General features: G+C 64.6%; 20 protein-coding genes. 2 read left to right on the plus strand and 18 right to left on the minus strand.

What is annotated here, in order from left to right:
* Positions 1-90 precede the first annotated feature (90 nt).
* The 6 genes from CWO91_RS00745 to CWO91_RS00770 all read right to left on the minus strand — a co-directional run bounded on the left by CWO91_RS00745 (position 91) and on the right by CWO91_RS00770 (position 6,264).
* Positions 91-840: a phosphorylase gene (locus CWO91_RS00745; protein WP_165405161.1), complete on the minus strand. Its 750-nt coding sequence runs from the start codon at positions 838-840 to the stop codon at positions 91-93.
* Positions 837-2,804, minus strand: a complete 1,968-nt coding sequence (gene shc / locus CWO91_RS00750; RefSeq protein WP_130211818.1) for a squalene--hopene cyclase — start codon at positions 2,802-2,804, stop codon at positions 837-839. Before shc ends, CWO91_RS00745 begins: the two co-directional genes overlap by 4 nt.
* Positions 2,805-2,855: 51 nt before the next feature.
* Positions 2,856-4,124 (minus strand): hydroxysqualene dehydroxylase HpnE, encoded by a 1,269-nt coding sequence (gene hpnE / locus CWO91_RS00755; protein WP_130211819.1) that lies wholly within the window; start codon positions 4,122-4,124, stop codon positions 2,856-2,858.
* Positions 4,124-4,963: a presqualene diphosphate synthase HpnD gene (gene hpnD, locus CWO91_RS00760; protein WP_130211820.1), complete on the minus strand. Its 840-nt coding sequence runs from the start codon at positions 4,961-4,963 to the stop codon at positions 4,124-4,126. Before hpnD ends, hpnE begins: the two co-directional genes overlap by 1 nt.
* A complete protein-coding gene (hpnC, locus tag CWO91_RS00765; protein ID WP_130211821.1) occupies positions 4,953-5,837 on the minus strand; it encodes a squalene synthase HpnC in 885 nt (294 codons plus the stop codon). Before hpnC ends, hpnD begins: the two co-directional genes overlap by 11 nt.
* Before the next feature lie 193 nt (positions 5,838-6,030).
* Positions 6,031-6,264: a hypothetical protein gene (locus CWO91_RS00770; RefSeq protein WP_128935013.1), complete on the minus strand. Its 234-nt coding sequence runs from the start codon at positions 6,262-6,264 to the stop codon at positions 6,031-6,033.
* Positions 6,265-6,725: 461 nt separating this feature from the next.
* Here CWO91_RS00770 and CWO91_RS00780 point away from each other — a divergent pair, with 461 nt between their 5' ends.
* Positions 6,726-7,223, plus strand: a complete 498-nt coding sequence (locus tag CWO91_RS00780; RefSeq protein WP_130211822.1) for a hypothetical protein — start codon at positions 6,726-6,728, stop codon at positions 7,221-7,223.
* Between the two features lie 78 nt (positions 7,224-7,301).
* Here the strand turns inward: CWO91_RS00780 and CWO91_RS00785 are convergent, their stop codons facing one another.
* The 4 genes from CWO91_RS00785 to CWO91_RS00800 form a co-directional block, all read right to left on the minus strand.
* Complete coding sequence (locus tag CWO91_RS00785; protein WP_130211823.1) at positions 7,302-9,668, minus strand: efflux RND transporter permease subunit; 2,367 nt, start codon at positions 9,666-9,668, stop codon at positions 7,302-7,304.
* Positions 9,669-9,883: 215 nt separating this feature from the next.
* Positions 9,884-10,669, minus strand: coding sequence for an ethanolamine ammonia-lyase subunit EutC (gene eutC, locus CWO91_RS00790; RefSeq protein ID WP_130211824.1), 786 nt, complete (start codon positions 10,667-10,669; stop codon positions 9,884-9,886).
* Positions 10,670-10,675: 6 nt separating this feature from the next.
* Positions 10,676-12,262, minus strand: coding sequence for a B12-binding domain-containing radical SAM protein (locus CWO91_RS00795; RefSeq protein WP_130211825.1), 1,587 nt, complete (start codon positions 12,260-12,262; stop codon positions 10,676-10,678).
* 152 nt (positions 12,263-12,414) lie between these two features.
* Complete coding sequence (locus tag CWO91_RS00800) at positions 12,415-13,797, minus strand: ethanolamine ammonia-lyase subunit EutB (protein WP_130211826.1); 1,383 nt, start codon at positions 13,795-13,797, stop codon at positions 12,415-12,417.
* A 320-nt stretch (positions 13,798-14,117) separates the two neighbouring features.
* Between CWO91_RS00800 and CWO91_RS00805 the strand changes: the two genes are divergently transcribed.
* Positions 14,118-15,857, plus strand: coding sequence for a methyl-accepting chemotaxis protein (locus CWO91_RS00805; RefSeq protein ID WP_130211827.1), 1,740 nt, complete (start codon positions 14,118-14,120; stop codon positions 15,855-15,857).
* A gap of 46 nt (positions 15,858-15,903) precedes the next feature.
* Here CWO91_RS00805 and CWO91_RS00810 read toward each other — a convergent pair whose 3' ends face one another.
* The 8 genes from CWO91_RS00810 to CWO91_RS00845 all read right to left on the minus strand — a co-directional run bounded on the left by CWO91_RS00810 (position 15,904) and on the right by CWO91_RS00845 (position 25,292).
* Positions 15,904-17,337, minus strand: a complete 1,434-nt coding sequence (locus tag CWO91_RS00810) for a hypothetical protein (protein ID WP_245471082.1) — start codon at positions 17,335-17,337, stop codon at positions 15,904-15,906.
* A 154-nt stretch (positions 17,338-17,491) separates the two neighbouring features.
* Entirely contained in the window at positions 17,492-18,724 is a 1,233-nt protein-coding gene (locus CWO91_RS00815) for an acyl-CoA dehydrogenase family protein (RefSeq protein WP_130211828.1), read from the minus strand.
* A 373-nt stretch (positions 18,725-19,097) separates the two neighbouring features.
* Positions 19,098-20,306, minus strand: a complete 1,209-nt coding sequence (locus CWO91_RS00820) for an ABC transporter substrate-binding protein (RefSeq protein ID WP_130211829.1) — start codon at positions 20,304-20,306, stop codon at positions 19,098-19,100.
* A gap of 127 nt (positions 20,307-20,433) precedes the next feature.
* Positions 20,434-21,009: an HdeD family acid-resistance protein gene (locus CWO91_RS00825; protein WP_130211830.1), complete on the minus strand. Its 576-nt coding sequence runs from the start codon at positions 21,007-21,009 to the stop codon at positions 20,434-20,436.
* A 128-nt stretch (positions 21,010-21,137) separates the two neighbouring features.
* Entirely contained in the window at positions 21,138-22,661 is a 1,524-nt protein-coding gene (locus CWO91_RS00830; protein ID WP_130211831.1) for an FAD-dependent oxidoreductase, read from the minus strand.
* 31 nt (positions 22,662-22,692) lie between these two features.
* On the minus strand, positions 22,693-23,319 hold the full coding sequence (folE, locus tag CWO91_RS00835) for a GTP cyclohydrolase I FolE (RefSeq protein ID WP_130211832.1): 627 nt from the start codon (positions 23,317-23,319) through the stop codon (positions 22,693-22,695).
* A gap of 131 nt (positions 23,320-23,450) precedes the next feature.
* Entirely contained in the window at positions 23,451-24,341 is an 891-nt protein-coding gene (locus tag CWO91_RS00840; RefSeq protein ID WP_165405162.1) for an alpha/beta fold hydrolase, read from the minus strand.
* Positions 24,342-24,464: 123 nt separating this feature from the next.
* Positions 24,465-25,292 (minus strand): HD domain-containing protein, encoded by an 828-nt coding sequence (locus CWO91_RS00845; RefSeq protein WP_130211834.1) that lies wholly within the window; start codon positions 25,290-25,292, stop codon positions 24,465-24,467.
* Positions 25,293-25,505 lie beyond the last annotated feature (213 nt).

Here is a 25,505-nt window from a genome sequence, read left to right on the forward strand (position 1 = left end):
GAACCTCGACCACCGCATGAGTACAAAAGAAAAAAGGCCCGGTTGCTATCGCGACCGGGCCTTTTTCTTTTCTCAGCTCTCCGTCCCCGCTCAGGCCGCCTCGGAGACCAGCACCTCGCTGCCGACCAGCTCGGTGCCGATCAGGTAGTCGCGGCAGCCGCGCAAGCTACGCAGGGCGCGGTTGAAGTCGAGGCCGGTCGAGACCAGCGCATGCAGCGTCGCCGGGTTGCGCACGATGCCGCGCAGCACGGCCGCAAGGTCGATCTGGCCGTTCGGCTTGATGGCGGCGCGGGCGAGTGCCGGCAGCGCGCGATGGGCGGGGTCGCTGATGACGCGGACCGCGGCAAAGGGCAGCCCGGCCTCGGCGGCATAGGCGGCCGCGATGTGGCTCTCCATGTCGACGGCGGCTGCTCCCGTCTCCGAATGCAGCGCTGCCTTGCAGGAGCGCCCGGTGACCACTTGCTCGGCACCGGCGAGGCTGCCGCGCACCACACGGCGGCGTCCCGAGGTCAGGCGGTCGATGAGGTCGTCGCCGAGCGACAGGCCGGCGGCCCAGCGGGTGTCGCCGGACAGCACTTCGGTTGCCAGCACGACGTCGCCGGAGCGCAGCGTCGGGTCGAGCCCGCCGGCCACGCCGAACGAGATCACGCCGCGAATCGTCTCGGGATCCACCACCGTCAGCAGCGCCCGCAGCTGGCTAGGGCTGCTGGATGAACAGATGACCGCCATTCCCGGCCCGGCTGCAATGCGGGCTTCCTGAACCAGTCCAGTCACGATCAGTATCGGCCGCGGGTCGATGGCATTACCCGCGGTAAAATAGTCCCCCGTCCCCAAAGTCACATTCCGACCCCTACCACCCTGCTGTTGGTGTTCCGCAAGTTCCGATACCGCGCCAGCGCCCACAGCGGGAAGAACTTTGGGTAACCATGATACCGTAGATAGAACACGCGGGGGAAGCCTGTGGCGGTGTACCGCTGCTCGTCCCACAGTCCTTTTTTGTTTTGTGTTGCAATCAGGTACTCCACCCCGCGGGCGACGGCCGGGTGATCAACCTCGCCCGCCGCCATCAGGGCAAGCAAAGCCCATGCCGTTTGCGAGGCGGTCGACGGCGCAGCCTCCCAGCCCTTGTAATCTAGGCGATAGCTGACGGCGTCCTCGCCCCAGCCGCCGTCCTCGTTCTGGATCGAGGCCAGCCAGGCCGCGGCTTTGCGAATCATGGGGTCCTTGTGGTGGACGCCGGCCATGTTGAGGGCACAGAGCACCGACCAGGTGCCATAGATGAAGTTCATGCCCCAGCGGCCGTACCAGGAGCCCTCCGGGTGCTGGGTCTTGCGGAGATAGGCAACGCCATCGGCCACGTGCTTGCTGGTCTTCTCGGTCTCGCCGAGCTGGGCCAGCATCGAGATGCAGCGCGCGGTGACATCCTCGGTCGGCGGATCGAGCAGCGCGCCGTGGTCGGAGAACGGAATGTTGTTCAGATAATATTCGAGGTTGTTGACGTCGAAGGCGGCCCAGCCGCCGTCGTCGCTCTGCATGCCCTCGATCCACTCCCGGCCGCGGTCGATCGCGGCGTCATAGCCGGTCACCCCGTGCTCCCGGCGCATGCGGTCCATCGACATCACCACGACAGCGGTGTCGTCGAGATCGGGATAATGGGCATTGTTGTACTGGAAGGCCCAGCCGCCGGGGCGCACGTCGGGCCGCTTCGCCGCCCAGTCGCCCTTCACCTCGAGCTCCTGCTTCGGGATCAGCCAGTCGAGTCCACGCTTGGCGGCCGGCACGGCTTGCGCGTTGCCAGCTTCCAGCAGCGCATGCGCAGTCAGCGTCGTATCCCACACCGGCGAAACGCAGGGCTGGCAATAGGCCTCGTCGTCCTTGATTACCAGCAGCTTGTCGATGCCGCGGCGCGTGATCGCGCGCGGCGGATAATTCGCGTCCTTGCCGAGCGCGTCGTACATCATGACGATGTTGGCCATGGGCGGATAGATCGCGCCCATGCCGTCCTCGCCGTTGAGCCGCTCCTCGATGAAAGCGAGCGCCGCATCGATCGCGCGCTTGCGCAGGCTCTTGGGAAACATCGGCTCGATCACGCGCAGAATCGCATCGAGCGAGCGAAAGAGCAGGAACCAGGCCATGCTCTGGTGTGGCGCCTTCGCGGTCATGCCGATCGAACGCGGATCCTGCAGGAATAGCTCGTCGATGCCGATCCCTTTCGGATTCTTCGCGCGCGGCTTCAGCGCGGCGATCACCATCAGCGGCACCATGGTGGTGCGCGCCCAATAGGAGATCTTGTTGAGGTGGAACGGCGACCAGAACGGCAGCAGCACGATCTCGATCGGCAGCACCGGCACCGCGCTCCAAGTCACCACGCCGAATGTCGCGAGCAGGAAGCGGGTGAAGACGTTGCTATGAATCGCACCGCCGCGGGCATGAATGGCCTCGCGCGCACGCACCATGTGCGGGGCATCGATGGAATCGCCGATCATCTTCAGCGCGAAATAGGCCTTCACGCTGGCGCTCATGTCGAACTCGCCGTCATGCACCAGCGGCCAGCCGCCATGGGCGCCCTGGACGCGGCGCAGATAGTTGCCGATCTTGGCCTCGAGCACCGTGTCGACGGGCTCGGCGAGATAATGGCGCAGCAGGATATACTCGGCCGGAATCGTGCAGTCGGCCTCGAGCTCGAACACCCAATGGCCGTCCGATTGCTGGAAGCCGAGGACACCTTGCGTTGCCGATGCAATGCTCGATTCCAAGCTGCTCGGATCCAGGGCTTCGCGGCTGGTCGCGTTCACGGAATCCATGTCGCTCGATTGCTCCGATAGTCGATTGAAAGTGACCGGGACATTTGCCCGTCAGGGCCGCTGTGCGGCGAGAATCAGATCGGCGGCGCGATCGCCCGACCGGACCGATCCCTCGATGGTTGCAGGCAATCCCGTAGCAGTCCAATCCCCGGCGAGGAACAGGTTTTTCAGCGCGGTGACCGGCGCCGGACGCAGGGCATTCTGCGCTGGCGTCGCGGCAAAAGTGGCGCGGCGCTCGCGCACGATCTGCCAAGGGGGCAATTGAGGGGACAGCTCGCCGGAGAGGCCGCCGGCCTTGCAGACGTCGTCCCAGATCGCCTGCGCGAGCTCCTCGCGCGGCATGTCGACCAGGCGATCGCCGTTGCTGATGGTGACGGAAAGCCGGTTCGGGAACGCGAACAGCCATTCCACCACGCCGCCGATCACGCCGAGGATCGGCGCAGAGCCCGGCGGTGGCTCGAAGCGGAAATGCGCGTTCACGATGGCGCGGAATTCGGTCGGCGTCTTCAGGCCGGGCAGCAAGCTCGCGGCAGCGCGCGGCGGCACCGCCATCACGATGACGTCACCCTCGCTGAGCTGGATCACGTCCTCGCCGCCGAAATTCAGCGCACCGACCTTGCCGTCACTGGTCGCAAACGAACGCAGTTCATGGCCAAGCTGAACCGTGTGGCCGCGCTCAGCCAAGAATTTCACCGCAGGCTCGATCAGCACGGCACTGAGGCCGTCGCGCGCGATCAGGGGACGGCAGGCCTGCCCGCCCGCGAGCAGCGTCTCGCGCACGATCGCGCCGGCGAGCCCGGCCGAGCCCTCGGGCGGATCGACGTTGAGCGCCGCGAGCAGCAGCGGCTGCACCAGACGCTGATAGAGGATGCCCTCGCAAGGAATCGACTTGCCGACCAGCGTCTCCTCCGACGCCCAGACCAGCGGCGCCAGCTTGAGATAGTCGGTGAGGCTGGTGTCAGGCACGCGGCGGCTCTCGTCGAGCACCCAGGTCGGCAGCCGGCCATCGCCGAGATCGATCTGCCAGCGCTGCCCGGTCTTGATGTCGACGAAGGGAAACTGCGCGCGCTCGGGGCCGACGAGGCCCGCCTCGGTGCCGATCGCGCGCGCATAGGCGCGCGCATGGCTGTTGCCCGACAGCAGCAGATGATTGCCGTTGTCGATGGTGAGATTGGTGGCGCCGTCGAAATAGGACCGGCAGCGGCCGCCGGCCTGATGTGTCGCCTCGTGCACGGCAACCTTGAAGCCGGCATTGGCGAGCCGCACGGCGGCGGAGAGGCCGGAAATTCCAGCACCGATGATGTGAGCTGTCTTTTGCATCAGATGAAAGCGTAACGGAGCAGGATGAGGATGCGTGTGATCTTCGATACACGTACCGGCTCGCGCGGCGCGTTGAAGCCGCGCGCGATCAGGAGGTCCAGAATGGAATGATAGTATTTCGACATGATCCGCGGCGCGCGCACGGTGCGGCGCTTGCTGCGGTTCATGATCTCGTCCGACTTCTCGAAATGCGATTTCGCGCGCTGCGCCAGCGGCAGGCAGACCTTCGGCAGCGCGCGCTCGGTGATGACACGGCTGGGATCGTTGGAGGTGATGCCGGCATGCAGCAGCGCCTCGCGCGGCAGATAGAGCCGGCCGAGGCCGGCGTCCTCGTCGATGTCGCGCAGGATGTTGGTGAGCTGGAGCGCGCGGCCGAGATGATGGGCGAGCAGGATGCCGTCTTCTTCCGGCAGGCCGAACACCCGCACCGACAGGCGCCCCACGGCGCTGGCGACGCGATCGCAGTAGAGATCGAGCGTCGCGATGTCGGGCGCGCGAATGTCCTGCGGCACGTCCATCTCCATGCCGTCGACGATGGCGAGGAAATCCTCGCGCTTCAGCCCGAAGGTCTTCACCGAGGCGACGTAGTCGTTCAGCCGCGGTGGCGGATGGCCCTGATAGAGCGCATCGATGTCGTTGCGCCACTGCTGAAGCGCGGCGAGCCGCTCCTCGCGCGGGCCGTCGGAATCGGCGATGTCGTCGACCTGGCGACAGAAGCTGTAGATCTGGAACATCGCTTCGCGCTGGTCACGCGGCAGGATGCGCATCGCGGCGTAGAACGAGCTGCCGGATGCGGTCGAGCCATAATTGGCGCCGGGCGAGGCCGCCTCAAGCGTCATGTGCAGTCCCCGGTCTGGAAATGGCCTTGCGTCCGATCGCGCGGCGGCCGACTTCGCCGATCATGCCGGCGAGGCTGAAGGTGAGCAGCTCGAGCTTGTTCAGATGCACGCGCTCGCGCAGGGGATCGCGTACCTTGAGCAGGCGCACGATGCGGTCGGCATAGGCCTGGATCACCGAAATGTCGACGCCGAGACGGAAGTCCCTCACCTCCGCGCTGAGCGACTTGCTCTCGTTCAGCAGCGCTTCGTTGCGCACGGCGAGCGCCTGAAGGCAGGCCAGCATCGCCGGCGGCGACTGCGTCAGCCCGAGCTGCTCGACCGAGGCGCCGCTCGCGGCCAGCGCATCGCGCGGCAGATAGACGCGGTTCAGCTCGCGAAAATCCTTGCCGCAATCCTGGAGGTGGTTGTTGATCTGGAGCGCCGCGCAAAGCGCATCCGAGGCAGCCCAGGTCGACGTGCTCTCGCCATGGACATCGAGCATGAAGCGGCCGACCGGCATCGCCGAGTAGCGGCAATAGTGGATGACTTCGTCCCAATTCTCGTAGCGGAGCTTGGTCACGTCCATGCGGAAGGCGATGAGCACGTCGAGCGCATGGCGCGGCGCCATGCCGCGCTCGGCCAGCGCATGGCGCAGGGTGACGGCTTCGGCCTGGGTGTCGCCCTTGCCGAGCAGTTCCGCCTCGAGCAGGTCGAGATAAGCGAGCTTCTCGTCGGGCGGCAGCGTCGCATGGTCGGCAATGTCGTCGGCGGTGCGGACGAAATTGTAATAGGCCAGAATCAGCGCGCGATGACGCGGATGAATGATCCAGGACGCGACGGGAAAATTCTCGTCGCGGTCACCCTTGCCGGATCGCAATTCGCTCGCAGAGGTCATCGAGGGCTGGTTTACAATCGTTTGGACAGGAAGGGCTTTTTCACTCGCGCGGGCTCATGCCGGCAGTGCCGCCGCGGCCCCCCATATAGGGGAATACGGCCGCAAAACCAATCCTGTCTCTCGATGGCTGCCCTTCGCGGATCGCACCCAAAAAGGCGGCCCGGGAGCCGCCTTTGTGGGCCAGCGGTCGAGCTTACTGGTTGTGGTTCTTCAGGACCTGGTCGCAGGCCTGCGAGATCTTGGCCCGGTTCTCCTTGAGGCAGGCCAGGACGGTGAAATCGCCCTGGTCGATGACCGGACGGCAGAACTTCTGCACATCGCGCGTGCAGGCCTTCTGCTCGGCGTCCGTGCCACGCCCTTGCTGAGCGAGCGCAGCCGTCGAAAGGGAGGCCGACAGCAGGGTGAGAGCGACGAGAAGCTTACGCATTGTATTCCTTCATTCTGACGGCAGAATCGCACCGATCCCGGGCTGCACAGGGCGGATGGCCGGAACGGATTGTTCTGATGGCAAGTCGCCGCGGGAGGTGCGGCCTCAGAGAAGGCACAAGCACTGGCAAATGCGGCCAAATTGGCGCCACACCCACCAAATCAGGTCTTCCCCGCGCGTTCATTGACAGATGTAAGAGCTTGATACTACGTCATAATTCATGAACGCCGCATTTTACTGCACGGCTGTTGCAGAGCTGCATCTCTCCGCCCACCGTTTCAGCCAGAAACACACCGAAACACAGGAGATTGCAGGGTCGCACCACGGTGCGAAGACCGGGTGGGACCGCCATCTCAGGCAGTTAGGCGTTGAACCTGACAGGGGCTGGGAACACTAAACTTTCGATGTGGCGAGACGTTCTCAATCGTAAGCGGGCGTCGTTCCAAAACGGGATATTTGAGATGACATTCTTTGGGCGATCTGGACTGGCAATCAAGGCGGCGGGCATCGGGGCTGCGCTGCTCTTCTCGGTGTCGGCAAGCCATGCTCAATCGTCCGGGCCATTTGCCGGTTTCGACGGCGCGTGGACCGGCACCGGGACGGTGGCGCTGTCCGACGGCTCCACCGAGCGCATCCGCTGCAAGGCCGATTACAAGGTCGCCGGCAGCGGCCTCAGCCTCAAGCAGGCGCTGCACTGCGCGTCCGACAGCTACAAGTTCGACCTCACCAGCGACGTGACGAGCCAGGGCGACCGCATCTCCGGCAATTGGAGCGAGGCGAGCCGCAACATCTTCGGCAACCTCCAGGGCACCGCCGGCGGCGGCCAGATCGACGTGTTCGTCGAGGCCAACGGCTTTGCCGCCAATTTGTCGCTGCGCACCAACGGCACCAAGCAGACGGTGCAGATCTCTTCCAAGGGCGAGATCCGCGGCGTCAACATCACGATGACAAAGGGCTGAGGCCCTTTCCGCTCAAGAACAACAAAGCCCCCGACTCTCGCGAGCCGGGGGCTTTTTGCTGTAGCGCTCCCTGCGCGCTCAGATCGCCGGCTTGTCGGGTCCCTGAAGCCTGGCGTGCAGATTGATCAGCCACATCGCGGTCGGGCGCAGGATGAAGAGGTCGGCGACGAGGGCCATGACCATCGAGAAGGCGCTGAGCCAGCCGAACAGCCGCAGCGATGGCAGGTCGGAGAACACGGTGACGACGAGGCCGCAGGCCAGCACCACCGTGGTCAGGATCAGCGCCGGACCGACCAGCACGGTCGCCCGCTCCACCGCCAGCCCCGAGCCGACGCCCGGCTTGCTCTCGAGCCTGAGGCGGTTGAGGAAGTGGATGGTGGCGCTCAAGCCCAGGCCGAACGAGACGGTGAGCGCGACGACGCTGGCGAATTGCAGGCCCTCGCCCATCGCCCACAGCACCGTGCCCGACATCACCACCGGGAAGATGCCCGGCAGGATGCAGGCGAACATCACGACCCAGGAGCGGAAGGCAAGGCCGATGAAGATCGCGACCAGCGCGAATTCGACGGTGAGACCGCGGTTCAACTTCTCGATCATGCTGGCCGAGTTACGCGCGGCAATCGCAGCGAGGCCCGTCACCGCAATCTCGTAGCCGGGATGCTTCTTGCGGATGGTGTCGAGCTCGGTATCGAGCTTGTCGACGATTGGCAGGAGCTGGCTGGAATCCTTGTCCGGCACGCGGCCGGCCACCACGACCGCATCCTGCTCGGCGTCGATGAAGCGCCGCACCAGATGCTCGGGGATGACGCCCACATATTCCTTGAGCGTCGCGACGTCGGCGCTGCCGGCCTTTTCCGCGAGCCAGCGGCGCAGGGTTTCGAGCGACCAGACGTTGCCGACACCGGCCGCCTTCTCCACGGTCGCATGCACGTCGGCGATGGTCTGGAGCGTCTCCGGCGAATAGAGCGATTCGCCCTTGGGGAACGCGATCAGAACGTTGACTGGATTGGCGCCGGTCAGCTTGGCGTCGAGCCGGTCGCTGGCGGCGACCGCCTGGCGCTTGTCCGGCACCTGGTCGGCGAGGCGGTAGCGCGGCTCCAGATTGGCGTAGATGACGCCGAGGCTGCCGACGAACAGCACCGCGATCAGGCTGAACAGGCCGGGCCGGCCGACCATGCGCACCGCGATCCAGTAGCAGAAATTGCGCAGCGCCTGGACGCCGGCATCGGCGCCCTGGAACTTGACCGCGAAGACCTTCTCGTTGCGCACGAACAACACGCCGAACACCGGCACCAGCGACAGCACCGCGACCAGCGCGATGATGGTGGCGGCAAGGCCCGCCTCGCCGAACTTGCGGATCAGGTCGGAGTCGGAGAATTGCAGCGCGATGAAGGAAATGCCGGCGGTGCCGTGGGTCAGCACGCAGGCCGGGCCCACCACCAGCACCGCGTTCTTGAACGCGGTGAACTTGTCCTGGCCCGCGATCAGCCGGTCGCGCGCGGCGAAGGTCAGCTGCATCGAGTCCGAGAAGCTGATGACCATGATGAGCGGCGTCATCACGTTCAGGAACATGTTGAGATTGAAATTGGCCCAGCCGAGCGCACCGAGCGCCAGCAGGATCGCGATCATCGGCGGGAATGCCGCCGCGACCATGAAAGAGATCTTGCGGAAGAAGATGATGGCGATGATACAGCCGGCGAGGATGCCGAGGACGTTGTAGGTGAGCCCGTCGCGCTCGACCGCGTTGCGGATCTCGAGCTGCATCACCGGCACGCCGGAGAGCTGCACGTTGAGCCCGGTGTCGCCGAGGTCCTCCTTCATCAGGGCGCGGATGTCGGCGACGGTCTTGGTCAGCTTGTTGGAGGCGACCACTTCCGGATCCAGCGACAGCACAACCAACGCAAGTGTCCCGTCCTCCGACAACAGCTTGCCGCGGATGATCTCGTTGTTTTTGACGGTCTCGATGAACTTGTCATAGGCCGCGCCCTCGGGCAGCTCGGGCGGGAACAGTGCCGCCGGCAGCTTGCCCGGCGCCGGCGCCTGGCGCGCCGAGAACAGCGAAACCAGTCCACGGGTGCCTTCGACGAGTTGCATGTCGGTGATGAAGTCGCGCAGCTTCTCCAGGTTGTTCCGCGCCAGCAGATTCTTGCCCTCAACCACGACGAGAACGTCGAACTCCTCGGCCGGGAACTTCTTGGTCACCTCTTCGTATTGGTGGAATTCGCGCGTGTCGGAGCGGAACAGCTGCGACAGCGAATCGTCGATCTTGATCCTGTGGATGCCGAACACGGCACCGACGATCAGCGCGAGCAGGACGATACAGGAAACGATCGGGGTCCGGACGGCGATCAGTCCGAGCCGCTCCAGCCCGAAGGCGATCGAGGACGTAGGTCCCTGCTCGACCTTGTCGACATGAACCTCATTCTCGCTGTGCTTTTCGAGCATGCCTTGTCCAGTTCCTAAATCGTCCTAAATCGGCTCGGTCTTGAGGGCTTATTGCGCCCCGCGAACGGCTTGAAAACGCCATACCAATGGGAGGCTTGCCCGTTGAAAATGCGCGGAAAATCGCCGCGAGGGTTTAGCAGGTCAATCACCCTTCTCGCAAGCCGGCGAAATGTGGCCAAATCGATCAAGATGAGGCGATTTTGCCGGAATGCCCGTCATTCGGGCCAAGTCGTGCCAATTCGACGCGGCGCGCGGTCCGCGCTCTCGTCCTTCAGCGCCACGCCGGTAACCTCCCGGGCAAGCCCCTCACGGACCAGCCAGGCGATCTTGAAGGCGGCCTCGTCATAGCTCAACCCAGCATTGTGGATGTTGGACACGCAATTGCGCTCGGCATCGGTGCGCCCGGGCTTCGGCGCGAAGGTCAGATAGGCGCCGAGACTGTCGGGCGCCGACAGGCCCGGCCGCTCGCCGATCAGCATCGCGACCATGCGCGCGCCGAGAATCGCGCCGATCTCGTCGCCGAGCGCGACGCGCGCGCCTGAGGCGACGACGACATGGCCGATCGCGACGGTGCCATCGGCCGCGAGCAGCGGCAGCAGACGCGTCAGCAGCGCCACCGCATGGGCGTGGACCGCTGCCGCTGACAGGCCGTCGCCGATCACGACCGCGAGCTGGCATGGCGCCGAGGCACCTCGCGCTAGAAGCTCCGCTGATCCGGCATCAAGCTGTCGTCCGAGGTCCGGCCGCCGCAGATAGTCGCTGCGGTCGACCGCCCGGCTCCTCACCTCGGTCACGACCAGGCCAAGTGCACTGAGATCGGCGACCAGAGGCGGCACATCGAAGGCGGTATGCACGGCATCGCGGGCGCGGGCATGGTCCAGCGTGAAGTCTAGCAGCGCTCTTGTCGGCACGCTCGCGCCACTGCGGCCGAGCGCAACGCGCGCGGGCGTGAACGCCCGCAGATCGAGCGTCGGACGGCGCGGCGGGGCCGGATCAGACATGTCGCATCATTCGGCGGGAACGGCGGCCTCGCGCAGGCGGATCGAATAGTTCGAGGCGTTCTGCTTGCCGCTCGAGGCCGCGCGCGCGAAGGTGATGAGGTGATGCGCGATCGTGGCGCAGCCGATCAGGCCTTCGAGATCGCCGCGCCGGATTCGCCCCAAGGCGAACTTCCAGAATACGCGCCTGTAGTCGCCGAGCACCCCGATCTGCCAGAAGATGTTGCGCAGCATGATCAGGCCGCGCTTGATGTTGGGCCAAGTCTTCATCTCCGGTGCCACCGGCACGTTGAGGCGGTTGGCATAGGTGTAGTCGCACTGATGCTGATAGCGCGCATAGACCTTCTCGGGCGTGTAGGCGACCTCCATGCAATGCTTCCAGGACGAGACGACCTCGTCATAAGGCAGCAGGAATTCGACGTTGGAATCGCGGCCCTCATCGTGGACCAGGCGTCCCTCACGCTCCAGCCGGTCCCACAGCGGCGTCTTGGGCAGCGCCTGGAGCAAATTGATGGTGAGCAGCGGAATCCGTGATTCCTCGACGAAAGCGAGCAGTGCGTCCGACGTGTTCGACTTGTCGGTGTCCAGCCCCATGATGATGCCGGACACGACCTCCATGCCGTAGGAATTGATGGTGCGCACGCCCTCCAGGATCGGAACCATCATGTTGTGGTCCTTGTGCATCGCATGCAATGCATCCGGATCCGGCGTCTCGATGCCGCAGAAGATGGTGATGAAAAAGGCTTCACGCATCTTCTCCAGGATCTCGGGCCGCTTGGCGATGTTGAGCGTCGCCTCGCAAGCGAGCCGCACCACGTAGCCGGTCCGCTTCTGCCATTCGATCAGATGCGGCAAGAGATCCATCGCCGCCTTGCGGTTGCCGATGAAATTATCGTCGACGAAATAGACCGTGTCGGTCATGCCGCATTCGCGCAGGCGGTCGAGCTCGGCGATGATCTGCTCCGGCGTCTTGATGCGGGGATTGCGCCCGTAGAGGCCGGGGATGTCGCAGAACTCGCACTGATAGGGACAGCCGCTGGAATATTGGATGCTGCCGAGAAAGTATTTCTTGACGTCGGCGAGCTCGTAGGCCGGGATCGGAAACTCTGTCATCGGCACGCGGTCCTTGGTGGCCAGCACCACCTGCTGCTCGGGCCGCGACGTGTTGCGCGACAGAATCTCGATCAGTTGATTGGTGGCGTCGCCGAGCTCGCCGACATGGAGATAATCGAAGGTCGGGTAATAGTCCGGGCAGGCGCTGACCGAGGGACCGCCGAGTGCGACGGGCAGATCGAATTCATGGGCGCGGCGGCAGATGTCGTTCATCTGCTGGCGCTGGATGTGCATGCCGCTGACGAAGACCACTTCCGCCCATTCGAACTCTTCGCTGGTCGTGCTGCGAAGGTTCTCGTCGACGAATTTGACCTGCCACTCTTTCGGAAGATAGGCGGAAATCAGCAGCAGCCCCTGCGGCGGCATGAAGGCGCGAACGCCGTCGGTCAGGGGATAGGAATATTCGAACGTCCCGAATGACGAGGTGTAGCGCGGAAACACACAGAGAATCCGCCGGGACGTTCCGTTGCTTTCAGCTCGCATCTAAGCTCCCCCGCCACGCTCGACCGATGGTGCGGAAATTGCCAGCCAGACACATACCGTAATGCGGCTGCCGGAATTTCTCAATATTGTGGCAGCCCCTCAATTCGCGAGGGGCACCAATAGTTTCCTGGGGAGCTGGCGTTTCCGCCGCCTCACGCGATCAGCCGTGAGGCAAAATCGGGCAATAGGCCTGCATCGCCGGCAAGGCGGAAGTCGGCGCCCGCAATACCGGCCTGCACCAGCCAGTCGTCGAATTCCGGCGCGCGGCGCAGGGAGAAGACGTCACGGACATAGAGCGCGTCGTGAAAAGACGTCGACTGGTAGTTCAGCATGACGTCATCGGCGCCGGGCACGCCCATGATGAAGGTGACGCCGGCGGCGGCGAGCAGCGTCAGGAGATTGTCCATGTCGTCCTGGTCCGCCTCCGCGTGGTTAGTGTAGCAGATGTCGACCCCGAGCGGCAGGCCGAGCAGCTTGCCGCAGAAATGATCCTCCAGCCCGGCCCGGATGATTTCCTTGCCGTCGTAGAGATATTCCGGGCCGATGAAGCCGACCACGCTGTTGACCAGCAGCGGGGCGAAGGCGCGGGCGACCGCATAAGCGCGCGCCTCGCAGGTCTGCTGGTCGACGCCGTGATGGGCGCCGGCCGACAACGCCGAGCCCTGCCCTGTCTCGAAATACATCACGTTCTGCCCCACCGTGCCCCGCTTCAGCGACAGCCCGGCCTCCTGCGCCTCCTTCAGGAGCGCGAGGTCGACGCCAAAGCTGCGGTTGGCAGCTTCAGTGCCGGCAACCGACTGGAAGACGAGATCGACCGGCAAGCCCTGCCCGATCAGCGACAGCGTCGTCGTGACATGGGTGAGCACGCAGCCCTGCGTCGGGATCTTCAGTCGCGCGATGATCTCGTCGAGCAGCCGCAATAATTGCGCGATCACGGCGGGATCGTCGCTGGCCGGATTGATACCGATGCAGGCATCGCCGGCCCCTAACAGGATGCCGTCGAGGATCGAGGCGGTGATGCCCCTGGCATCGTCGAACGGATGATTGGGCTGGAGCCGCGTGCTCATCCGGCCCTTCAGCCCGATGGTGTTGCGGAAGGCGGTGGTGACCTCGCATTTCCGAGCCGCCAGGATCAGGTCCTGGTTGCGCATCAGCTTCGAGACCGCGGCCGCCATTTCCGGCGTGATGGCGGGCGCGAGCATTTTCAATGCCTCGGGCGTGGCGGCGTCCGACAGCAGCCAGTCGCGGAAAGCTCCGACCGTGAGCGAGGCCACCGGCGCAAAGGCCTTTGCGTCGTGGCTGTCGATGACGAGGCGGGTGACCTCGTCGGCCTCATAGGGAATGGCGGCTTCCTGCAGGAACTGTCCGAGCGGGACATCGGCGAGCGCCATCCGCGCCGCGATCATCTGCTCGGCGCTGGCAGCGGCGATCCCGGCCAGCCGGTCGCCGGAGCGGGGCGGCGTCGCCTTGGCGAGGAGGTCGCGCAGGTCCGGGAACGTGTAGGTCGTGGCGTCGATGGTGTGGCGGTAGACCAAGGGCCTCTCCAGGGGTCGTCGGCCAGTGGCCGAGTCCAAATTCAATCCCGAGCGCGATCCGACGATAAGGGAATACGCTCTTGGCAGCCCCAGTGCACGCCGATGTTTGGGGGCGTCGCGCCGGATCCCCGGGGCAATCTGCCGGAGATCGATGAGGCATCTCCAACCAGCTGAAACATTTCGTATTTCCGCCGGCCGGCGGGCTCTCCAGGGGCTGCGGCGTTAACGCCGCATCCATCTTCGTTCTGCATAATTTTGCATCAAATTCAAACGACCGCGCTCACCGGCCGCTCCAGGCCATCTCGGGCTCCTTGAACACCATGACATCAGACCGATCTGGGAATGCCGCCGGCCTCGCCGGCCGTTTCACGCTTGCCACCAAGCTCTACGCGATCTTCGCGCTGTTTGCGCTGCTCACGGCGGCGATCGCGATGCTGTCCGACTACAACAGCCGCCGCAGCGCCGACCTGACGAGCGCGATCGAGACGGCGAACGCCGCCGCGCAGAATGTCGAGCGCGTCAACTCGCTGGTCTATGCGGTCGTGATGGAATCGCGCGGCGTCTACATGTCGACCGAGCCCGCCGTCGTGAAGAAATACGGCGAGGGCCTGCTCAAGTTCAACGCGCAGATCCTCGACGTCGTGAAGCGCTGGGAGACCATCGTCAAGGCCGACGATGCCGAGCAGTTTTCCACCTTCAAGAAGCGCATCGAGCAGTTCGTCGAGTTCCGCAAGGAGCTGGTGCGCCGCGGCATCGAGATCAATGCGGCCGCGGGCCGCGAATGGGGCGACAACGATGCCAATCGCAGCGTGCGCTCGGCGTTGAACAAGGATCTCGAAGCGCTCTCCAAAGTCTATGCCGAACGCGCGAGGCAAATCGCCCAGCAAACCGAGACCAATCGTACGCTGTCTTTCGTCCTGACCTGCCTCGGCGGCGTGGCGCTGGCCCTGGTCGTGATCGGCATCGTCATCATCGCCCGCTCGATCGCGCGGCCCCTCTCGGCCATCACCGCGACCATCAAGCAGGTCGCAGACGGGACCGAGAACGTCGCGGTGCCCTACAGCCGCCGCGCCGACGAGATCGGCGCGCTGGCACGCGCGATCGAGGTCTTCCAGGAGGCGATGGGCCGCAACCGCAATCTCGCCTCCCAGGTCTCGCACGACTCCGCCGCGCGCGAGGAGCGCGCCCGCCATATCGAAAAATCCGTCGAGGCATTTCGCGAAGCGATCGGCGCCATCATGCGCGGCCTCAGCGACAACGCCTCCACCATGCGCGAGACCGCGCAGACCATCACGCGCGTCACCGCGGATGCGAATAGTCGCGCCGGCACGGCGGCGAACGCCACCGAGCAGGCCTCACACAACGTCTCGGCGGTGGCGAGTGCCGCCGAGGAGCTGTCGGCCTCGGTGGAAGAGATCGGCCGCCAGGTGCGGCAATCCGCCGGCGCGGTCGAGCAGACCGGCCAGCGCACCGAGAAGTCGATCTCCGAGATCGAGAGCCTCGCCGCCGCCACCCAACGCATCGACGGCGTGCTCAACCTGATCCAGGCGATCGCCGAGCAGACCAATCTGCTCGCGCTCAACGCCACCATCGAGGCCGCCCGCGCCGGCGATGCCGGCCGCGGCTTTGCCGTCGTCGCCCATGAGGTGAAGGCGCTCGCGGGCCAGACCGCCAAGGCCACCGCCGAGATCGGCGAGAACGTCTCGATGATCCAGACTTCCACGCGCAATGCGGTCGACGCCGTCCGCGAGATCGGCGGCGCGGTGCGCGAAATCAACGAGGTCACCTCGGCGATCGCCGGCGCCATCGGCCAGCAGGACGCCGCCACGCGCGAGATCTCCTCCAACGCGCAAAGCGCCGCGCAGGGCAATGAGACCCTGGTCGCCAACATTACTTCGCTGCGCGATGCCATCGGCGAGACCGATACGGCGGCGACCTCCGTGCTGACGGCGGCGAGCAGCCTGACGGAGACGGCGGACACGCTGTCGCGCGAGGTGGAAAAATTCTTCCAGAACCTGCGCTCGGGCGCGGCGGACGGCCGCATCGCCAAGGCCGGGTGAACGAACGGCAAGGCCCGTTCGCGAAAAAGTCGAAAACGAGAGCGGCCTATCGTTCCAGGCTTGATTGATCGACGAAGATGCGAACGCGGCCGACGTCCCCGACCTCGCGGTAGTGACTGAGCTCCTTTTGCAGCTCGGGATCCGAATTGGCCCAGGCCAACCAGTCGAACTCGAACGTGCTCAGCAGATAGGTATCCACGAGAATGACATTTGGCCGGCCGTTTCGCAGATCCGCCAGCAAATGCCGTCGTTCGAAATTGATGATGCCTTCCAATTTCGCCCGCTCCTCTTCAGTCGGGTGCGAGCTGTTCTCGCGCAGAATTGCGCCGGCCGCCAAGAGCTGCGCACACGAGCTGCCCACCCAGGTGCCGCCGATCTGACGGACGAGCGGATGCCCCAGGCCGATGTGGTCGGTGATCGTAAGCAGCCGTGGCTGTTTCACGACGGCCTGGACACGCTCCTTCAGCGGCGGAAACCCCGGAGCCGGTGAGGACAAATAGAGCCCGATAGCCACAATCGTAGCGAGGCCACCGATCACGATGGGCATTCGCACCGTCTTCGTGCAAACCTGCAGCAACGGCGCCGTAATCGCAAACAGGCAAAGCGCGAAAGCCGTATATGGCCAACCCTTGCCCTGAACAAGGAAACCCGCGGCTCCGCCGACCGCTGCGGCCAGCCAAGGGATTGCATCGCTCCGCATTTCCAGCGTTTCACGGCCAAACAGGCACAGGAAGCCGATGGAAGCGCCTATCACGGCAATTGGAATGGGGAGCAGGCTACCAAATTCCCTTCTGATCGGCAGATAAGCCTCGGCGACCATCGGGGCATAGGTGGAGAGATAGGCGGGGAAGAGCGCTACGACCACCGCCCCGTAGCCGATGACGACAGCGCCGGCCGTGCATGCTTCCGAGGTGAACAAGGGCCTTAGAGAACGCTGGCGGAGCGCGCCCAGGAGGATCGGGAGGCCTGCCACCAGAGCAAAGAAGGGCTTGATACTCATGGCCAGCCCCGCCCCCGCTCCGGCGACGATCGCGATCCATCCAGGATCGAGGCCACGCCAGCGCAGTGCGGTGATGGCGACAAACGGGGTCAGTGCGATGGCCGCGATGTGTTCACGTTGTCCGAATATGGCACCTGGTAGAATTGCAAGCAGAAGCGCAAACGACCACGTTGAAATACTTCTCTCCCGGGCTCCCAGCTTTGCGGCCGCGGCTGCTCGGTCCATCATCAGAAGCGCACCGGCGATCTCGACAATCACGAGGACGATCACGATGAATTCGGGTGCAACGCCGGTCATTCGCGACAGCATCACCGCCGGCATGTACATGTAGACCGACAGGGGCGGGTTGGACTCGAACAGGTCGATCCCAAGCTTCCGGCCATCCAGGATTTTTTCGTTTGCAGTCAGAAGCCAACCCAAATCCGCGTTGAGAACGAGCGGGATTTGAATGACCAGCGCCGCCAGGAGGATCGCAGCCACGACAATCCAACGTCGTCTTGCGCTGAATTTGTGATCTAGCAGACCCACGGCGTGACCTTCTCTTTCAGAGCAGCCCGTGGAGCCTTAAGCAGACATCCGCATCCATCGGGCATCTGCGTCTTTAGCGTACGCGCCCTAAAAGAGGGTAACAGCCCTACCCCGCCATCACCCCGCCCCGCCTGATCAGTTCCTTGCCGACCGCCGCCAGATGCACCTGGTCCGGCCCGTCGCCGATGCGGATGAAGCGGGCATAGACGTAGGCGCGGGCGAGGAACGTGTCTTGCGAGACGCCGGCGGCGCCGTGGATCTGAATGGCGCGGTCGATGACGCGGGCGGCCATGCTGGGCACCACGATCTTGGCGGCCGCGATCAGATCGCGCGCGGCCTTGTTGCCGTCACGGTCCATCTTGTCGGCGGCTTGCAGCGTGAGCAGCCGCGCCTGCGCGATCTCGCAGAAGGAGTTGGCGATGTCCTCGCGCACCGAGCCCTGCTCGGCCAGCGGCTTGCCGAAGGCTGTGCGGGAAACCGCGCGCTGGCACATCAATTCCAGCGCGCGCTGGGCGCAGCCGATCGGCCGCATGCAATGGTGGATGCGGCCGGGGCCGAGCCGACCTTGCGCGATCTCGAAGCCGCGGCCCTCGCCGAGCAGGATGTTCTCGGCGGGCACACGGACGTTGTCGTAAACGATCTCGGGATGGCCGACCGGGGCGTCGTCGTAGCCGTAGGTCAGCATGTCGCGGACGATGCGCACGCCGGGCGTCGCCTTCGGCACCAGGATCATGGATTGCTGGCGATGACGATCGGGATGGTCGGGCGCGGTCTTGCCCATCACGATCAGGATCTCGCAATCCTCGTTCATCGCGCCTGATGTGAACCACTTCCGTCCGTTGATGACGTAGTCGCCGCCGTCGCGCCTGATCTCGCACTGGATGTTGGTGGCATCGCTGGAGGCAACCTGCGGCTCCGTCATCGAGAAGCCGGAGCGGATGCGCCCCTCCAAGAGCGGCTTCAGCCAGCGTTCCTGCTGCGCCGACGTGCCGTAATTCGCCAGCACCTCCATGTTGCCGACATCAGGGGCCGAGCAGTTGAAGACCTCGGGCGCCCAGAGGATGCGGCCCATGATCTCCTTCACGGGCGCATATTCGAGATTGGTCAGGCTTGAGTTGGGAATATCTGGGCCGTGCTCGCCGGAGAGAAACAGGTTCCAGAGCCCCTGCTCCCGCGCCAGCCGCTTCAGGTCCTGGAGCACAGGCGGCGTCTTGTAGCGCGCAGCCTCGGGCTTGACCTGCTCGTAATAGAGCTCCTCGACGGGCTCGACATGCGTCCGCATGAATTGGCGGACGCGGTCCTGGAGCTCGAGCGAACGGGGAGAGTGTTGAAAGTGCATCGTGTCCTCCTGTTCGTGCCGAGGGTTGGCCTTTCTCGGCTGCGTGAGCGCACGCCTCGCCCTTCGAGACGAACGCTCCGCGGTCTCCTCAGGGTGAGGCTAAGCGGCATCTGTGCCTTTGAAACTGCCGCCGCGCACTCCGTCCTCATCCTGAGGAGCCCGCCACAAGTATCGTAGGGTTGGCAAAGCAAAGCGTGCCCACCGCTTCTATTGCCGTGTTGAAAGGTGGTGGGCACGGCGCAAATGCGCCTTTGCCCACCCTACGATTCCGAAACCGCGTAGAAATACCCCTCACCCGTCTCGCCGCGATCCACCCTCTCCCACAACAAGGGGAGAGGGTGCAGCGTCTCTGCAGCCGTTCTAGTTCCGCGCGTCACGTCCCGCGCAGCAGCTCGCTTGCCACGACCCAGTCGTTGCCGTCGAACTGGAGCATGTAGCCGTCCTTGATCGGGCGGAAATCCTGCGGGGTGGTGTTGAGGGTGATGCCGGGCATTAGCAGCGACAGCGGCACGTTCTTCATGTTCGATGCCTGCGCCATGATGTTCTCGCGCGTCAGATTGTCCTTGCACTGCTTGAGCAGCACCACCAGCGCCTCGGCGACGGTGTAGCCGTAGAGGCCGGCGACGTTGTTGACGTCGGCATTCGGCAGGCGTTTCTTCATGAAGTCGATATAGGCCGACATCGCCGGATCGTCCTTCGGCTGCTCGACGAAAGGCTTGAGCGCGCCGAGCGAGAGCACGCCCTTGCCGGCATCGAGGCCCGCCGGCACCATCACGGTCGCCTTGTTGGCGCAACCGGAGGCGAGGAAGCGCGTCGGCTGCCAGCCGACCTCATGGGCCTTGCGGATCGCCTGCGCGCAGGCGCGCGGCGTCACCGAATAGATCATGAAGACGTCGGCCTTGGTATTGGCGAGCGTCAGCACCTGGGAATCGACGGTGGGGTCAGCGACCTCGAAGCTCGAGGCCATCGCGATCGCCTTGTCGGCGTCGGCACCCAGCGCTTCCCTGATGCCGCGCAGATATTCCTTGCCGGCGTCGTCGTTCTGATAGAGCACCGCAAAGCGCGCATTCGGGTTCTTGGCGCGGGCATAGGCGACGTCGATCGCGGCTTCGCTGGTGTAGTTCGGCGCCCAGGGCAGCGCCATCGACCAGGGCATGTTGGCGGGATCGTTCCACTTCGAGGCCGAACTGATCAAGAACAGCTGCGGCACCTTGTTGCTGTTCAGGTATTTTGCGATCGCCGAGCTCGGCGCGGTACCCATGGTCGCGAAGATGAAGGCGACGCCCTCGCCCTCGACCAGCCGCCGCGCCGCTTCCATGGTCTTCGGCGGCGAGAACGCATCATCGAGCGAGACGAGATTGAGCTTGCGTCCGTTGACGCCGCCCTTCTCGTTGACTTCGTCGAAATAGGCCGCGATCACCCTGCCGGTGATGCTGAGCGGAGAAGCCGGCCCGCTATAGGGCATGGTGTTGCCGATCTTGATCTCGGTGTCAGTGACGCCGGGACCGTAGGATTTTTGCGCGGCGGCGGGCGTGGACAGACAGGCAGCCAGCGCTGCGGCCAGGACCAAAGCGGCTTTCATGGTTTCTCCCGGTGATTTTTCGTCCGCGCGAGGCGGTCACGCGGCGTGCTGCTTCTTGTCAGCGCGCCAGCTCAGCGGAGTTCCGCAAGATGGTCTTGCGTCGAGTTGCTGATGGCCTCTTCCACCCCTAGCGGCGCCGCTTCAAGCTGAAGCCGAGGCTGATCCAGCCGGCCCCCGCCATGATCAGGTCGATGCCGAGGAACAGGCCGAGGATGTAGACGCTGTTCACCGGCCAGCGCGCCACGATCAAGAGGCCGAGCAGCAGCGTGATGGCACCTGACAGCGCTACCCAAACCCACGGGCTTTCGCGCTTCATGCTGAAGGCGAGAAACAGCCGGACGACGCCCGAAGCGATCAGCGAGGCGCCCAGGAACAGCGTCAGCAGGACTGCCGCGAACAGCGGGTTCTCGAAGGTCAGGAAGCCCGCGATGACATAGAGCACGCCGAGCAAGGCCCAGATCAAAAACTTGCCCCAGCTCTTCATCTGAAATGCGCCGATGATCTCGGCCGCGCCAGCGACGATCATCATAGCGCCGACCACGATCACGCTCGCCACCGTCGCCATCACCACGCTGCCGAGCGCGACGAAGCCGGCGACGAGGTAGATGACACCGAGGGCGACGATCCAGCCCCATTTGGCATGTAGCGCCGCGATGCCCGAGCCAAGGCCAAGACGATGGGAGGTATCCGATGCACTTGTCATGACGCCACTCCTGCATGCGAAGCCCGGAGACACTCGCCAGGATAGCACAGGTCGATCCGGGACGACAGCCAGCAGAGCAGCCGCTGACGGCAACAACATTGACGCAAATCAAGATCGAATGCGGCGCGTCAGGCGCGCGACCGCTCCATCTCGAGCTCGGCCTTGAGATTGTCGAGGTCGCGGTAGATCGAAGCAACCGCGAGCACCCGGCCGCCCCTGCGGTATTTCAGCAGGCAGTCCTTGCCGGGTATGCTGCCGTCGATCGCGACGTCGTCGAAGTTCTCGGCGTGACCGACATAGTTGATCGGCACGTCGTAGTGCTGGGACCAGAAGAACGGCACGGCATCGAAGCGCTCGCGCTTGCCGAGCATGTTGCGCGCCGCGGTCTGGCCTTGGCGTTCGGCCACCACCCAATGCTCGATGCGGATGGTCTGCCGTGAATGCGGATCGGGCCAGCGCGCGATGTCGCCGGCGGCGAAGATGCCGGACACGCTGGTTTCGAGATATTCGCTCACGCTGACGCCGCGGTCGGCGGCAAGGCCCGCCTGCTCGGCGAGCGCGAGGCGCGGCTTGACGCCGATGCCGACCACGACGAGATCGGCCTCGATCACCGTGCCGCTCTTCAGCGTCGCGCGCATGCCATCGAGCTTTTCCACCGTATCCTTCAAGTGGAAGATGACGCCATTCTCTTCATGCAGTGACCGGACGAAATCGCCCATCTCGGCGCCGAGCACCTTCTGCATCGGCCGTTCTTCCGGCGCGACCACATGGACTTCCAGCTTGCGCGCGCGCAAGGAGGCCGCGACCTCGAGACCAATGAAGCTGGCGCCGATCACGAGCGCGCGTTTTGCGCTGCCCGCCGCCGTGATGATGGCGCGGCTGTCGGCGACGGATCGCAAGGTGTGGACATGCGGCTGGTCGGCGCCGGGGATCTGGAGTTTCACCGGCTCGGCCCCGGTCGCAAGCAGAAGCCGGTCGAACGGCAGCCTGTCGCCATTGCCCAGCGTGACGCTGCGAGACTTGGGATCGATCGCAGAAACATTCGTGTTAAGCCTGAGATCGATGCCGGCGTCCCGATAGTAATCCTCGGGCCGTAACGGCAGCCAGTCCTCGGGCGCGTTGCCGGCGAGATAGTCCTTGGAGAGGTTCGGCCGATCGACCGGCATCGCGCCGTCGCTGCTCAGCATGGTGATGGCGCCAGCAAACCCCTCGCGGCGGAGCGTCTCGGCCGCGGCGAAGCCAGCCGCGCCGCCGCCGACGATCACGAATTTCTCCGGCGTCGGCGCGCTGCGGTGCGCTAACGACGGTCTCGGTGCCTCGTGCTTGCGCTGAACGACGATGTTGTCCCGGTCGCGCGTGACCTCCCACACCGCCAGCGCGTTCAGCGCCGGCGGGCGGGTGGCTTCGCCTGTGCGCAGGGAAAAGCAGGCGTGATGCCAGGGACAGCGGATGGTGTCGCCGACCACCAGCCCTTCGGCGAGCGGGCCGTGGTAGTGGCTGCAGGCCGGCTCGATCGCAAAAATCTCGCTGCCGGCCTGCACCAGCAGGACGTCTTCCTCGCCGACATGGCCGAGCAATTTGCCGTCCTTGAAATCGGCGGGCGACACGCCCCTGGTCAGATCGGGTCCGCTCGGCTTGTTGTCCTGAGTCATGGTGCCGTCTCCTTGGCTCGCGCCGCGTGGCTCACGTGTCCGAATTGGCTAACCCCAACAACTCCTGTCGTGTCAGCGCATTGTCACGGAACACCCCCAGCATGCGACTGGTGACGAGATCGGTCCCGGGCTTGTACGCGCCGCGCGTGGTCATGCAGTGATGCGTCGCCTTGATGATGACGCCGACGCCTTGAGGCTCCAGCACGTCGTTGATGGTGTTGGCGATCTGCGCAGTCATCTTCTCCTGGATCTGGAGGCGCTTGGCATAGATGTCCACGACCCGCGCCAGCTTGGAGATGCCGACCACGCGCCCCTGCGGGATATAGGCGACCCAGGCGCGGCCAACGATCGGTGCTATGTGGTGCTCGCAATGGCTTTCGAAGCGGACGCCGCGCAGGACGATCATCTCGTCATAGCCTTCGATCTCCTCGAAGGTCTTTTGCAGGATTTCGGTCGGATCCAGCGCATAGCCGGAAAAATATTCTTCGAAGGCACGCGCAACCCGATCCGGCGTGTCGCGCAGGCCGTCGCGCGCGGGATCATCGCCCGCCCAGCGGATCATGGTCCGGACCGCTTGCTCGACCTCCGCCCGAGCAGGCCGCTCGGTTGGCCTCTGCGCCACCGCGACACGTTCCAGCTTGCGCACTTGCGACTTCATCTAGATCCTCCCTGCAACGAGCCGCGACACAGACGCGGCCCCACAGCTTGGACGGCTGCAATCGGAAAAGGTTCCCAGGATCAGGAAAAATCGGAAGGACGACAAGCCAGCCGCGAGACGAGAACCCAGCTCTATGAGGCCGCCTTCCGGACATCGAGCACGGCCTGCGCCCATTCGGCCGGCCGCTCTTGCGGCAAATTATGACCGGCGCCCGCGAACACGCGCCGCTCGAAGAATGCCTCGAACTTGCGCGCGTGGTGGGCGGTGCCGGGATTGACGCCGTCGCTGTCGCCGTCGATCGCGATCGTCGGGACGCGGATCGGCGGTTGGCTTGCGAGCTTGGCCTCGATCGCGGCATAAGCGGGGTCGCCCGCGACCAGTGCATAGCGGTGGCGATAGGAGTGGACTACGACGTCGACGAAATCGGGATTGTCGAACGCCGCGGCGCTCTTCTCGAACGTGGCGTCGTCGAACGTCCATTTCGGCGACCACATCGACCAGAGCTGACGCGCAAAGCCGCGCCGGTTGCGCTCCAGCGCGTGGCGGCCACGCTCGTTGTGGAGCAGATATTGATACCAGAGCGCGGCCTCCTCCGGCGGCGAGGCCGGCTCCATCGCGCGGGCGATGTTCTGGATGTTGTAGGAATTGCCGGAGACGAGGGCGATCACGCGCTCCGGATAGAGCGCTGATACCACGCAGGCGGCGCGTCCGCCCCAGTCATAGCCGCCGACGACCGCACGCGTGATGCCGAGTGCGTCCATGAAGGCCAGCAGGTCGGCGCCGAGCGCCGCTTGCTCGCCGGAGCGCAGCGTCTCGGCCGCACGAAACCGCGTCGGCCCGTAGCCGCGCAGCCAGGGCACCAGCACCCGTGCGCCGGCTTGTGCGATCAACGGCGCGGTTTCCGCGTAGGCGTTCACGTCATAGGGAAAGCCGTGGCCCATGATGCAGGGCCAGCCATCGGGCGCGCCGTAGTCGAGATAGGCGATGTCGAGGACATCGGTGGTGATGGTTTTTTGTTGCATGATTTGCTCACCGATTGACGCGTCGTAGCCCGTATGGAGCGCAGCGGAATACGGGATTCGCGGATGCAGGCGTCCCCGCATTCCGCTTCGCTCCATGCGGGCTACAAGAGACGACGAGCCGATCTATCTCTGCGGACCGGACAGCGAGATGTCGCGTTCGGCGCGGAACACGTTGCTATAGAGATTGGCGATCCACTGCCGGCCGATCTCGGTCTTGTTGAGATAGCCGATCTCGGTCTGGATGTGCGGTGCGACGCTGTTCCAGTAGAACTGCGGATAGCGGTTGACGATGTCGGCGGGCGAGTCGTAGCCGAGCTGGCGGTTGATGCCGACCTCTTCGAACTCGTAATAGAGCGCGTTGGCCTTGCGCAGATAGTTGGGATCGCCGAGCTGGCCGATGAAATCGGCGGCGCGCAGGATCGAGGCTTCGTCGTCGTACTCCTGACCCTCGCGGGCCGGAAAGCGCGTGCCCTCGATGGCGCGCGCGATGCGGTCGGGGTCGACTCCAGGAATATGTCGCAGCCGGCGCGTCACATAAAGCTTCGACCGATCGACGTGATACATCATCAAGCTGGCGTCAGATGCACCGCGCGGCAGGGAGATCTTGGTGTCGGCCGCATCGATCACGAATCCGTCGCCGTCATCCTCCTCGAACAGGCCTCGCACATAGCCGATGTCGTGGGCGAGGCAGGCAACCAGGACATGGACGTAATCTTCAGCCGACAGATGGGTATGAAGACTTCGCCCGCTGAGGATCGCCTGGGCTGCCAGCGTCACCAGCATCGTATGCTCGATATTGTGGTAAAGCGCATCGCTGTTGCCGATGCATTCCATCGCGGTGCGAGTGGCGCTCTCGACGATACTGGCAGACGTCTCATCGTACCGGCGGCGCATGAACCTACCGAGCAACTTCTCCAGGGTCTCGGCCGCCAGTCGCGGTAACGTCATCATGGATGCAGCCCCGTCTGTCGATGGTATTCCACGCCAACTCCCGACGTTTCATTCTTGTCCTCGGCGCACCAGTCAGCATAGCCCATCTTGGGCCGAGGGACCAAATCCCGGGACGAGAGCACGGAAAAATATTGCAGTTGCGCTCCGCCATATCGCGGTTGCAGCGATGGCGCGATACATCCTAAAGGGGGCCGGCGTCCAGACCGCAAGATT

This window comes from Bradyrhizobium genosp. SA-3 (assembly GCF_004212635.1).
In the GTDB taxonomy this organism is placed as follows: Bacteria; Pseudomonadota; Alphaproteobacteria; order Rhizobiales; family Xanthobacteraceae; genus Bradyrhizobium.